Genomic DNA, 12,261 nt, shown 5'->3' with positions numbered 1-12,261 from the left:
CATGATCATCTCCGCCTCCACCGATTACCGTGCTGCTGCCGAACGGCGGCTGCCGCCGTTCCTGTTCCACTACATCGATGGCGGCGCGTATGCCGAGCACACGCTGAAGCGCAACGTTTCCGACCTGTCCGACATCGCGCTGCGCCAGCGCATCCTGCGCAACATGTCCGACCTGAGCCTGGAAACCGAGCTGTTCGGCGAAAAGCTGGCGATGCCGGTGGCGCTGGCGCCGGTCGGCCTGACCGGCATGTATGCCCGGCGTGGTGAAGTACAGGCGGCGCGCGCGGCCGACAGCCGCGGCATCCCGTTCACCCTGTCCACCGTATCGGTGTGCCCGATCGAGGAAGTGGCACCGGCCATCCAGCGGCCGATGTGGTTCCAGCTGTATGTGCTGCGCGACCGTGGCTTCATGCGCAATGCGCTGGAGCGGGCGCAGGCCGCCGGCGTGACCACGCTGGTGTTCACCGTTGACATGCCGGTGCCGGGCGCGCGCTACCGCGATGCACACTCCGGCATGAGCGGCCCGAATGCCTCGCTGCGCCGTATCGGCCAGGCCATCACCCATCCGCACTGGGCGTGGGACGTGGGACTGTTCGGCCGTCCGCATGATCTGGGCAACATCTCCACCTACCGTGGCAACCCGACCGGGCTGGAGGATTACATCGGCTGGCTGGGCAGCAACTTCGATCCCTCCATTTCCTGGAAGGACCTGGAGTGGATCCGCGAATTCTGGAAGGGCCCGATGGTGATCAAGGGCATCCTTGACCCGGATGACGCGCGTGATGCGGTCAGGTTCGGTGCCGATGGCATCGTGGTCTCCAACCACGGTGGCCGCCAGCTGGACGGCGTGCTGTCCACCGCACGCGCACTGCCGGCGATTGCCGACGCGGTACAGGGTGATTTGGAGATTCTCGCCGATTCGGGCATCCGTACCGGCCTGGACGTGGTGCGCATGCTGGCGCTCGGTGCCGATACCGTGCTGCTGGGGCGTGCCTTCGTCTATGCGCTGGCCGCGCAGGGCGAGGCCGGCGTTGCCAACCTGCTGGACCTGATCGCCAAGGAAATGCGCGTGGCGATGACACTGACCGGCGCGCGTCGCATCGCCGACATCGGCCGCGATTCGCTGGTCAGCCTGCCATGAGTGGCCACGATGCCGTGCTGGCACAGTTGCGCGACGCCGTCGGCAGCCGCCATGTGCTGACCGGCGACAAGGCCACGCGCCGCTTCCGTCGCGGCTACCGCTTCGGCGATGGCCCGGTACTGGCAGTGGTGCGCCCGGGTACCTTGCTGGAACTGTGGCGCGTGCTGCAGGCAGCGGTGCAGGGTGGGGCGGCGATCATCCTGCAGGCGGCCAATACCGGGCTGACCGGTGGCTCGACCCCGGACGGCGATGACTACGGCCGGCCGATCGTGCTGGTCAGCACGCTGCGCCTGACCGGCATCCAGCTGTTGAACGAAGGCCGCCAGGTGCTCTGCCTGCCCGGTGCCACGCTCGACCGCCTGGAGCAGACGCTGGCACCGCTGGGCCGTGAACCGCATTCGGTGATCGGCTCGTCCTGCATCGGCGCCTCGGTGCTGGGCGGCATCTGCAACAACTCCGGCGGCGCGCTGGTGCGCCGTGGCCCGGCCTACACCGAGCTGGCGCTGTACGCGCGGGTCGATGCGCAGGGCCAGCTGCAGCTGGTCAACCATCTCGGCATCGCGCTGGGCGATACGCCCGAGCAGATCCTGCAGCGCCTGCAGGCCGGCGACTACAGTGCGTCGGATGTGGGGGACGGCGACGGCCGCGCAGCCTCCGATCCGCGCTACGCCGACGAAGTGCGCAAGGTCGACGCCGATACCCCGGCGCGCTTCAATGCTGATCCCAGCCGCCACTACGAGGCTGCCGGTTCGGCCGGCAAGCTGGCGGTGTTCGCGGTGCGCCTGGATACCTTCGAAAGGGAGGCCGCCGAAGTCTTCTACATCGGCAGCAACCGCACCGACAGCCTCACGGCGATCCGTCGCGAGCTGCTGACCGGCTTCGAGCGCGTGCCGATTGCCGGTGAGTACATCCACCGCGATGCCTATGACATCGGCGAGCGCTACGGCAAGGACAGCTTCCTGCTGATCGATCGCCTCGGCACCGCACGTGTACCTGCCGCGTTCGCATTGAAGAGCCGCGTCGACGGCTGGTTCGAACGGCTGGGCCTGCGTGGGGTGACTGACCGGGTGATGCAGGTTCTGACCGGCCTGCTGCCCTCGCACCTGCCCAAGCGCATGGGCGAGTTCCGCCAGCGCTACGAGCATCACCTGTTGCTGAAGGTCTCTGCCCAGGACGCTGCGGAAACCGAGGCCTGGTTGCGCGCCTTCTTCGCCGGGCACGAAGGCGGCTTTTTCCACTGCACGGCCGAGGAGGGGCGCAAGGCGTTCCTGCATCGCTTCGCCGTGGCCGGTGCCGCGGTGCGCTACCGCGAAGTGCATCGCGGGCAGGTGCAGGACATCGTGGCGCTGGACATTGCCCTGCGCCGAGATGATGCCGATTGGTTCGAGCAGTTGCCGGCCGATATCGACGGCCGCCTGCTGCACAAGCTGTATTACGGGCACTTCCTGTGCCACGTGTTCCACCAGGACTACATCGCGCGCAAGGGTGAAGACCCGATGGCGATCGAGCACGCAATGTGGGCATTGCTGGACCAGCGTGGTGCCGAGTACCCGGCCGAGCACAATGTCGGTCACCTGTACCCGGCCAAGCCGGCGCTGGCCGGGTTCTACAGGCAGCTGGACCCGAGCAATACGTTCAATCCGGGCATTGGCCAGACGTCGAAAGCCAAGGGCTGGGGTGGCTGCGATTGCGGATGATGTAGAGCCGACCCTATGCTCGGCTGCTCCTGCCGACAGACAGCAGACGAGCATGGCTCGACGCCGCCCGGGCAACGGTTACCATCGGAAGCCCATCCGCAGGAGCCATCCATGCCCACCGCCGCCGTCCGCACCACCCTGTGCACTGCATTGCTGGCGACCCCGCTGCTGGCGCTGGCCCAGAGCGCGATCCTGCCGCAGCAGCGCGATGCCGCCGGCAACGTGATGGAGCCGCTGGGACAGGTACTGATCGCGAGTGAGACTGGACCGTCGGGGCTTTATGACTGCACGCGGGACGGCAACTGGTGCGTACGCGTGCAGCCGGTTGCCGAGGAGGGTAACCGGCCGACCGTGCTGGAAGTGCTTGAGAACGCACCGGGCCAGGGCAAGCCGCACACCTACCACGTCAGCATCGACGTGCCACAGGAAAGCGAGCTGTCGCTGTGGCCATGGATCGTGCGCCTGGCGCCGGGCGTGGGCAGCGATGAACCAGTGACCGACCCGCAGCAGCGCGCCCGCCAGAATGTGCTGGTGGGCGGCATCGTCAAGTTCAGCGCCATGTACTCCGGTGGAGGTGCCGACGCGTCCACGCTGCAGCTGGCACGCGTACGTCACCTGCAGGACGACATCCAGGTGGACGACGACGTGCTGACCGTGCCATGGCTGGGTAATGCGATGATCCGCGCCTGTTTCAGCGAGCAGGACATGAAGCAGCGCGCAGGTGCCTGCCACGACGAATACGGGTTCTCGGCGAAGCTGGCGCTGGATACGGCTGCCGAGGGCATGCCGGTGCTGCGCTACCAGACCGTGGCGACCCGGTTCCCGGCCGGCGTTTCACGCTTCGAGGATTCGCTGGCCAAAGGCCCGCTGAAGAAGCAGGATCTGCGCAGCGAGCAGGACCCGGCGTGCACCTACACGCGGCTGTTCCGCTTCGGGGCGGGGATGTTCCATCCCGACCAGGCGCTGCCGGACTGTGCCGGCTATACCGAACCCTGAAATGTAGAGTCGAGCGATGCTCGACGGGTCTTCGGATGGGCGGCGCGAAAAGCCAGTCGAGCATGGCTCGACTCTACAAAAGCGGTGGCGGCGCTTACTCGCAGCGCGTGGACGTGATGATGTTGTCCTTGTCCACGAACACGCGCAGGCGGTCCTGGCGGATGTCCTTGGTGGTGATGGTGCTGGGGCCGATCGGGTTGACCAGGCCGGCACCACTCTCGCGGGACAGGCGGCGGATGTTGGGCTCATTGGCCGGCTGGCCGATCGCCCAGCCCAGCTGGCTGGCGTCGCAGCGGCCGCTGCCTTTGACTTCCGGGCCAGGGGTGCTGACGCAGGCCGACAGCAGCAGGGCAGAGGCCGGCAGCAACAGGGACAGACGGAATGCAGACATGCGAGCGCTCCTGCGCAGGGGAAGATGGCGGGAACGATAGCACCGAGCGTGCGAAAGGCGTCAGCATCCCGGTCATTGCCGGCACAGCGTGGTCATTGCATAGTGGGAGCAATGGCTGGCAATACGCCAGCGGGCAGGCCGGGCCTTTCCGGCGCAGGTGTTGGATACGGGATACGGTATGACGGCAGGCAGTTTCCGCGGCAAGGACAAGACGATGACGGCGCTGGTGTTGTCGTTGCTGGGCGTAGCGTTTGCCGCCTCCGCCTCCGCCTCCGCCTCCGCCTCCGCCTCCGCCTCCGCTGCCGATCCGGAACCCGCGCCGGTCGAAACCCCGGTATTCGGTGCCTGGCGCAACCTGCAGACCGAATCCGGCTACGCACCGGCCCAGCGTAACCTGGCCTTCGCCATGCTGCCGCAGGCGGCCACCCGCGGTGACCGTTTCGCCATCCTCGACCGTGAAGGCAAGCGGACGGTGTGCTGCCTGCAGGTGGCCAGTCCCTCGCTGGGCGTGGCTGCGCTGCGCGAGCAGTACCACCTGCCGCAGGCCTGGGTGACCGACCTGAGCAATGGCCGCAGCCCCGCACGCCCCTATGTGCCGCACGTCTATGCGATGCAGCGGGTGGACGAGCTGGCCGACTACCGCTTCGCCGATGTGCCTGGCGCCTACAGTGACCTGGGAGGGCTGCTGATTCCGGAAGGTGCCGCGCTGGAGGCCGACGGCAGCGCCGTGCGCCTGGGGGACACCCGCTACCCGCTGCATTTCCAGCGCCAGCCGCACGCCGATGACGATGGGGCGCTGGACCGCTACAGCCTGCAGGCCGGCGAGGGTGCCGCCCCGATCGTGGTTGAAGTGCCGTTCGGCACCTACTGATTGCAGCTTCGCACTGGCTAGAATGCAGCGCGGCGCTGTCTGCCGTGCCTGCTCCGTGAGTCGTTGCCGTGTCCCTGCGCCCCTTCATGCTGTCGTCCCTGCTGCTGTTGTCCGCCTGTGCCAGTGCGCCGCCGCCGCCGGCCCATTCCGATGCATTGTGGCGATTGATCGAACGTGACTGCCGGGGCGCCGAAGGTCCACGCGGCGACTGCCTGCGCGTGGAGACGACCGCAGACCGCCGCGATGTGCTGGTCAAGGATGCGCACGGCGACTACCAGTTCCTGCTGATGCCGCTGGACAAGGTGAGCGGTATCGAGAGCCGCAGCCTGTACCAGCGTGGTGCACCGAACTACTTCGCTGCCGCCTGGCAGGCGCGCAGCCACACCGAACAGGCCCTGCGGCAACCGCTGCCGCGCAACGTCGCCAGCCTGGCGTTGAACTCGCCGCACGGCCGCTCGCAGCACCAGCTGCATATCCACGTGGATTGCCTGCGTGCCGACGTGCTGCAGGCGCTGGACACGCATGCTGCCGCCCTCGGCAGCCGCTGGGCACCGCTGCCGGTGCTGCTGCGCGGCCATCAATACCAGGCACGCCTGCTGGCGGGCGCGGAACTGACCGCCAATCCGCTCAATCTGCTGGCGTACGACCTCGCAGGCGTGGACGACGTGGGCCAGTGGAGCCTGGTCGTGGCCGGCCGGGACGCCGTGCAGGGCGCCCCGGGCTTCATCCTGCTGGCGACCCGGGTGGACGCCGGCACCGGCAACGAGGCCAGCGCCGAAGAACTGCAGGACCACGCCTGCTCGGTGCTGACCGGCGCAGGCGACGCGTTGGAGCGGGTCCGCTAACCCGGTGGCTGCTGGCGGCTGCGCCAGACCGGTGCAGTCAGCGCCAGCAGCTGGCGGTCCTGCCAGCCATCCAGATCCAGATGATGGTCGCGCAACAGGCCTTCGTGCTCGAAGCCGAAGGCGTGCAGCGCAGTGGCGAACGGGTCACTGCAGTCCGGTGGCAGCATCACGAACAGGCGGTGCACGCCCACATCCTCGAACAGGAACGGGCACAGCGCGCGCAGCGCTGCATCCACGTGCGGGTGCCAGTGCTGCAGCGACAGAAGCTCGGCGCAGCGCGTATGCAGGGACTGCAGGCGGACATGCAGCTGGTCCAGGACAGTGCCGTGCTCGTCATCGAACACACCCAGCAGCAGCTGGTCGTTGTCCTGCTCCAGCCGCGAGCGATGCATGTGGGCAAGGAAGCGGGCTTCTTCGTCGATACCGGCCGGATGGCGGCGGCCGCGCCGGCGGCGGTCATCGAACAGGCGCCAGCGCGGCAGGTCGGTACGCTGGAACGGGCGCAGGGTGACCGGTGCGGCCTGCAGCTGCAGCAGGTGACGGCGCAACACCGGGCGCAGCGGGGGGAGGGGGGATGTGGGGTACGGGGTCATCATCCCCGGAACGATGGCAATGCCCGGTTCGCCAGACCATTCAAAAGATTGCAAAAACGCGACGATCACCGGGCGGAGCCTGATTCGGTTCAGGCATAAGTCCATCAGGGCTGGTCATTTCCGTTGAAACCATCCATTCAGGACACTTTCGTTACGGGATCGTTATGCGCCGCGCAGGCCTCCGGTCCCATACCACCCGTCCAACTCCCCCAGGAAGCCCATGTCTGCCTCCCACAAGGCGCTGCGCCCGCGTCCGCTGGTGCTCGCGCTGTCGTCCCTGATGCTGGTGTCGTCGCCGGCCTTCGCGCAGGAAAGCGCACCCACCTCATTGCAGGAAGTGAAGGTCACCGGCTCGCGCATTCCGCGCGCCAGTGTCGAAGGGCCGTCGCCGGTGACCGTGATCAGCCGCGAGCAGATCGACGCGCAGGGCTACCGCAACGCGTTCGACGCGCTGAGCGCCCTGACTGAAAACACCGGCAACGTGCAGGGGGAGGACTTCGGCAACACCTTCACCCCGGCCGCCAACACCATCAACCTGCGCGGGCTGGGCCCGAACCGCACGCTGGTGCTGGTCAACGGCCGCCGCCAGGCCGACTACCCGCTGGCCTACGAGGGCTCGGTGAACGTGGTCAACCTGGCCAACATTCCCAGTGCGCTGATTGAGCGCATCGAGGTCTTGGCGGCCGGTGCGTCGGCGGTGTATGGCTCCGACGCCATCGCCGGCGTGGTCAACATCATCCTCAAGGACCGCTTTGAGGGTGTGGACGTGAACGTGCGGGCCGGCGGCACCCAGCAGGGCGGTGGCGACAACCAGCGCGCGCAGGTGGTTGGTGGCAGTTCCGGCGAGCGCTGGGATGCGCTGTTCGGCTTCGAGTTCGATGTGCGCAAGGCGATCCATGCGCGCCAGCGCGATTTCATGGACTCGCTGGATGATGACCCCGCCGGCAAGGCGCCGCAGGCGACCGCGATCGCGTATCGCCGCAACGCCGCTACCGGTCGCAACATCGATCCGGGCGCCAATGGCTGCGACGCGGCGTCGGATATCTATGGCGGCAGCGTGTTCCGTGCCTTCAACCCGCGCCAGGGCTGGTATTGCGGCAGCAACGAGGCCGCCGCCAGCTACTGGACGGTGCAGACCGAGAAGCGCAACCTCAACGGCTACGGCCTGCTGACCTTCCACGTCAACGAGACCACCGACCTGTTCGCCGATCTGGCCGTGGGCAGCGCACGCATCACCAACAACACCCGTGCGCCCACCTGGACCTCGGCCCGCAACTACTTCTACAACCAGACCACCGGCAACCTGGAAAGCTGGTACCGCCGCTTTGCGCCCGAGGAAATCGGTGGCCTGCCGCGCAATGCCAATCGTTTCCTGGAAAATTCGTGGTCATTCAACGTCGGCGCGCGCGGCCAGATCGGCGACAGTGGCTGGGACTATGAGGCGGTCTACAGCCGTTCGCGTTACGAGAACCGCACCCGCCGCCCGGTGCTGCTGGCCGGGATCAACGAATACCTGCTTGGCCCGAAGCTGGGCGTGCGCAATGGTGTAGAGGTCTATGCGCCGGATCCGGCGCGCCTGTTCCAGCCGCTGAGCCCGAACGAGTACCAGAGCCTGTCCGGCTACCAGGAGAGCCGCAACGCGGCGTGGCTGCAGACCTTCAGCGCCAGCGTCAACGGCCGGCTGTTCGCACTGCCCGGTGGCGACGCTGCGCTGGCCGCGGTGGTCGAGGCTGGCAGCCAGGGCTATCGCAATCGACCGGACCCCCGACTGGGCACCGGTGAATTCTGGAACACCAGCGCCGGTATTGGTGCCGGTGGCGAGCGCGACCGCTATGCTGCCGGCGTGGAGCTGCAGCTGCCGCTGCTGCAGTCGCTGACCACCACCCTGGCCGGGCGCTATGACCAGTACCGTGCCGGTGGTGAGCACATCGGCAAGGCGACCTGGAGCTTCGGCGTCGAGTTCCGGCCGATCGAGAGCCTGCTGATCCGTGGTACCGCTGCCACCAGCTTCCGGGCGCCGGACATGAACTACGTGTTCGCGACCGAGACGCGTGGTTACAACCCGGGCATGACCGACTACTGGCGCTGCCGCACCGCAGGCCAGTCGTATGACAACTGCGACTACAACGGCCTGTCGATCGATTACAGCAACCGTGCCAACCCGCAGCTGCAGCCGGAGTCGGCCAAGTCGTATGGCTTCGGCGTGGTCTGGTCGCCGCTGGCTGGCCTGGATTTCAGTGCCGATTACTACGACATCCGCATCGACAACGAGGTGACCAGCCTCGATACCAGCCGCATCCTGCGCGACGAGGCCGATTGCCGGTTGGGCAAGACGCTGGGCGGCGAGGCGCGTGACATCGGCTCACCGCTGTGCCAGGACGCGCTGTCGCGTGTGATCCGCAACCCGTCCAATGCAACCGTGCAGCCGGACCAGGTGACCCGTGTGCTGATCAACCCGATCAACGCCGCCTCTGAATCGGTTCGCGGCCTGGACCTGAAGGGCAACTGGCGTTTCGATGCCGGTCGCTATGGCCGCTTCACCACGCGCCTGGCCTACACCGTGGTGCTGGAGCACAAATACCGGCAGTTCTCCGATGATCCGGAGCGTGACATCCGCAATTCGCTGGATGACTACCAGTGGCGCAGCAAGGCCAACGGCAGCATCACCTGGAACCAGGGTGACTGGACCACCACGCTGTACGGCAACCGCTTCGGCTCGCTGCCGAAGACCGATGGCAGTGGCCGCATCGCGCCGTACATGACCTACAACGCCAGCGTGTTCCGCCAATTCGGCGAGAACCTGTCGGTGGGCGTGATCGTCAACAACCTGCGTGACAGCCGCCCGCCGGCGGACAAGAACGGTGGCGGCTGGCCGTTCTATCCGGTCGGCAACTACGATCCGTATGGCCGCCAGTACTGGGTGCAGCTGGACTACCGGTTCCGCTGATCCGGCAGGCGAACGAAAGGCCCGGCATTGCCGGGCTTTTCTTTGTGCAGTGCATCCGTGTTGCCGGCGCGCACATGGCATGCTGGGGCGATACACGGAGGAGGATGCGCATGGATGTCAGGGGGTGGAGTGTGATTGCCGTGCTGGCCATTGCAGGTTGCAGTGGCAGGCAGGCGGCCAGCGTGGAGGATGCCGCGGAGGTGGCCAATGCCGCGCCTGCGCCGTCCCTTTCCAACCCCGCGACCGATGCTGTATCAGCGCGCGTGCCAACGGCATCGAGTACCACGACGGCTGCCCCTGGGCTCGCGCAACCGGAGGGTCACTTCCTCGAGGGCGAGCGCATGCTGCTGAACGAGGGTGCGGTGTCCGCACAGAAGAGCGAGGCGGTGCTGGGTTCCGACAAGGCCTTCGCGCAGGCGATCAGCCAGTTCGAGCGCGATGCGGCCGGCCACCCGGAAGTGCAGGACCTGACCCGGCTCTACAGGACGGCCGCGACCCGGCTCATCGGCAACGACGGCACGCTGGTGTCTTTTGCCTGCGGCTACAGCCTGTGCGTTGGCGAGATCCGCAGCCGTACCGATGAGGATTTCAGTGCCTGGTCCGAGGCGATCGGCATGGACAAGGCGGCCCCGGTCTACAGCCTTACCACCGCGCCGATGACACGGGGCAGGGACCAGCGCGGTGGGCGTTTCGTGTTCTCGGTGGACCCGGCCGCCAACGGCATCGCGGGCCCGTAGCGCCGGCGGATGACCGGCGCCACGGCGCGTTACGGAAGCGCCTGCAGCAGGTATGACTCGATGACGTAGCTGAAAGGCTGCTGCTGGCGGTCGCGCAACAGGGCACGCACCTCCAGGATCACGCCGCGGTCGCCTTCGCCCCGCGGCGGCCAGAACGTCTGGTCGGCCAAGGTCTGGCGCTGGAAACCGAGCGGGCCGACCACGCGACCGAACGGTTCATCGGTGCTGTCCAGCACCTGGTTCATGGCCGGGCTGAGGTGGCCGGGCAGGTACCAGTTGTCGGCCTCGGACAGTACGCGGTTACCGCAGACCAGCTGCACGCGGCGATAGCGCAGGTCGGTACCCGGCTTCACGCCCAGCGCCTGCAGCACGTCGGTGGGCGCGGGCTTGTCCTGGCCGTGTACGCGCACTGCACGCACCCGCGCCTGTTCGGCCAGGCCGTGCTCGGCGCACCAGTGTTCCAGCGTGGCAGTGGCGCTCTGCCCGGACAGCACGCGCTGGTGCAGGCGCTCGACCAGTGCAGCCGGGGCAATGCGCTGCTGGCCCGGCGGTGAATGCAGCGGCGCGGCAGCCGCTGCATCGGTGGCGGACAGGCTGGCGATCGGGGCGGCGGCAAGCAGGGACGCGGCCTGCCAGCGGCGGAGACGATCGTGGCGGTCGGACGGGCCCATGCGGCATCACAGCGGAAACAGGCGCCCATGTTACCCGTTCAGGGGTGTGCACGGCGTGGCTGCGACCGGTTGTCGCAGGGCAGTCATCGTTCTGGTGAATGCGTGCCATCCAGATATTTCGTTGGCCGATGGCTGCGGCGAGGCGCACGATGGCGCCATTCTTGGCATCCCGGGAGTTCCCGATGACCCTCCAGTTCGTCCATGGCGGTGTCGACCGCGACGGTGCGCCACTGCATTTCCATATCCGTGATGGCCGCATCAGCGGGCTCAATGGCGAGGCCACGCCGGCCGAAGGGGCGGAATGCGTCGACCTGCAGGGCTTCGCGGTGCTGCCCGGGCTGATCGACGGCCACATTCACCTCGACAAGAGCTTCGTCGGCGACCGTTGGCACCCGCACCAGCCGGTGAATAGCCTGCGTGAGCGGCTGGCGGTGGAGAAGGCGGCGGTGGCGGGTGCGGCACCGATGGTGGACCGTGCCGAGGCGCTGATCCGCCAATGCAGTGCTTTCGGTACGGTGGCGATGCGCTGCCATGTCGATATCGACGGCAGCACCGGTCTCGGCCATCTCGAAGCGGTGCGCGAGGCGGCACTGCGCTGCGCCGACATCATGCGGATCCAGCTGGTGGCGTTTCCGCAGGCCGGGGTGATGTCCTGTCCCGGCACCGCCACCGTACTGGAGCAGGCGCTTGCCGCGGGCGTGGAGGTGCTCGGCGGCATCGACCCGACCACGCTCGATGGTGATGCCGAAGGCCAGCTGGCGCTGCTGTTCGGCCTGGCCGAGCGTTACGGCGTGCAGCTGGACATCCATCTGCACGAGCCCGGCGAAACCGGCCTGGCCCAGCTGCTGCGCATCGCGGCGCGGACGCGGGCCGCCGGCCTGCATGGGCGGGTTGCGGTCAGCCATGCCTATTCACTGGGCGAAGTGCCGCTGGCGCGCGCGCTGCAGGTGGGCGAAGCACTGGCCACGGCGGGTGTGGCGATCATGAGCAACGCGCCGGGCGATCATCCTTTCCCGCCGCTGCGCGCGCTGCATGATGCCGGTGTGCGCGTGTTCGCAGGCAACGACAACATCCGCGACTGCTGGTGGCCGTACGGTAACGGCGACCTGCTGCAGCGGGCGATGTTGCTGGGCTACCGGTCCGGCTTCTACACCGATGCCGACCTGATGCTGGCGCTGGACATGGTCACCACCCACGCCGCGCAGGCGATCGGCCTGCCGCAGCATGGTATTGCCGAAGGCCAGCCAGCCACTTTCGTGGCGGTGCGTGCCGACCACGGCCCTGCTGCCGTGGCTGGGGTGCCCGTGGAACGCCGCCTGGTGGTCGACGGCCGCTGGCTGTAGATCCACGCCACGCAATCCCCTGTAGTGCC

Annotated in this window: 11 protein-coding genes; 8 read left to right on the top strand and 3 right to left on the bottom strand. The window is 67.6% G+C overall.

Annotated elements, in window-relative coordinates:
• Window position 1: 1 nt before the first annotated feature.
• The 3 genes from lldD to AC5P7E_RS16740 all read left to right on the top strand — a co-directional run bounded on the left by lldD (window position 2) and on the right by AC5P7E_RS16740 (window position 3,834).
• Window positions 2–1,141, top strand: a complete 1,140-nt coding sequence (gene lldD / locus AC5P7E_RS16750; RefSeq protein WP_111174156.1) for an FMN-dependent L-lactate dehydrogenase LldD — start codon at window positions 2–4, stop codon at window positions 1,139–1,141.
• The gene (gene dld, locus AC5P7E_RS16745) at window positions 1,138–2,838 is read left to right on the top strand and encodes a D-lactate dehydrogenase (RefSeq protein ID WP_049475964.1); all 1,701 of its coding nucleotides are present in this window, start codon (window positions 1,138–1,140) and stop codon (window positions 2,836–2,838) included. Before lldD ends, dld begins: the two co-directional genes overlap by 4 nt.
• Before the next feature lie 111 nt (window positions 2,839–2,949).
• Complete coding sequence (locus AC5P7E_RS16740; protein WP_114619062.1) at window positions 2,950–3,834, top strand: hypothetical protein; 885 nt, start codon at window positions 2,950–2,952, stop codon at window positions 3,832–3,834.
• Between the two features lie 94 nt (window positions 3,835–3,928).
• Here the strand turns inward: AC5P7E_RS16740 and AC5P7E_RS16735 are convergent, their stop codons facing one another.
• The gene (locus AC5P7E_RS16735; RefSeq protein ID WP_005413768.1) at window positions 3,929–4,225 is read right to left on the bottom strand and encodes a hypothetical protein; all 297 of its coding nucleotides are present in this window, start codon (window positions 4,223–4,225) and stop codon (window positions 3,929–3,931) included.
• 178 nt (window positions 4,226–4,403) lie between these two features.
• On the opposite strand from AC5P7E_RS16735, the gene AC5P7E_RS16730 reads away from it, so the two are divergent.
• Window positions 4,404–5,096 (top strand): decarboxylase, encoded by a 693-nt coding sequence (locus AC5P7E_RS16730; RefSeq protein WP_322529908.1) that lies wholly within the window; start codon window positions 4,404–4,406, stop codon window positions 5,094–5,096.
• Window positions 5,097–5,164: 68 nt separating this feature from the next.
• Entirely contained in the window at window positions 5,165–5,941 is a 777-nt protein-coding gene (locus AC5P7E_RS16725; RefSeq protein ID WP_114619063.1) for a CDP-diacylglycerol diphosphatase, read from the top strand.
• Here the strand turns inward: AC5P7E_RS16725 and AC5P7E_RS16720 are convergent.
• Window positions 5,938–6,537 carry a GNAT family N-acetyltransferase gene (locus AC5P7E_RS16720; protein ID WP_049403499.1) on the bottom strand — a complete coding sequence of 200 codons (600 nt, stop codon included), beginning with the start codon at window positions 6,535–6,537 and terminating at the stop codon, window positions 5,938–5,940. The genes AC5P7E_RS16725 and AC5P7E_RS16720 overlap by 4 nt on opposite strands.
• 217 nt (window positions 6,538–6,754) lie before the next feature.
• Here AC5P7E_RS16720 and AC5P7E_RS16715 point away from each other — a divergent pair, with 217 nt between their 5' ends.
• Entirely contained in the window at window positions 6,755–9,481 is a 2,727-nt protein-coding gene (locus tag AC5P7E_RS16715) for a TonB-dependent receptor plug domain-containing protein (RefSeq protein WP_043035212.1), read from the top strand.
• Window positions 9,482–9,822: 341 nt separating this feature from the next.
• Window positions 9,823–10,218 carry a hypothetical protein gene (locus AC5P7E_RS16710; protein ID WP_235648973.1) on the top strand — a complete coding sequence of 132 codons (396 nt, stop codon included), beginning with the start codon at window positions 9,823–9,825 and terminating at the stop codon, window positions 10,216–10,218.
• A 29-nt stretch (window positions 10,219–10,247) separates the two neighbouring features.
• On the opposite strand, the gene AC5P7E_RS16705 is transcribed toward AC5P7E_RS16710, so the two are convergent.
• Window positions 10,248–10,889 (bottom strand): hypothetical protein, encoded by a 642-nt coding sequence (locus AC5P7E_RS16705; protein ID WP_005413762.1) that lies wholly within the window; start codon window positions 10,887–10,889, stop codon window positions 10,248–10,250.
• Between the two features lie 182 nt (window positions 10,890–11,071).
• Here AC5P7E_RS16705 and AC5P7E_RS16700 point away from each other — a divergent pair, with 182 nt between their 5' ends.
• On the top strand, window positions 11,072–12,232 hold the full coding sequence (locus AC5P7E_RS16700) for an amidohydrolase family protein (RefSeq protein ID WP_150359927.1): 1,161 nt from the start codon (window positions 11,072–11,074) through the stop codon (window positions 12,230–12,232).
• Window positions 12,233–12,261 lie beyond the last annotated feature (29 nt).

The sequence above is a fragment of the Stenotrophomonas sp. YJH_SMC_25 genome, from assembly GCF_059369595.1.
This window is presented reverse-complemented; position numbering and strand designations above follow the sequence as displayed.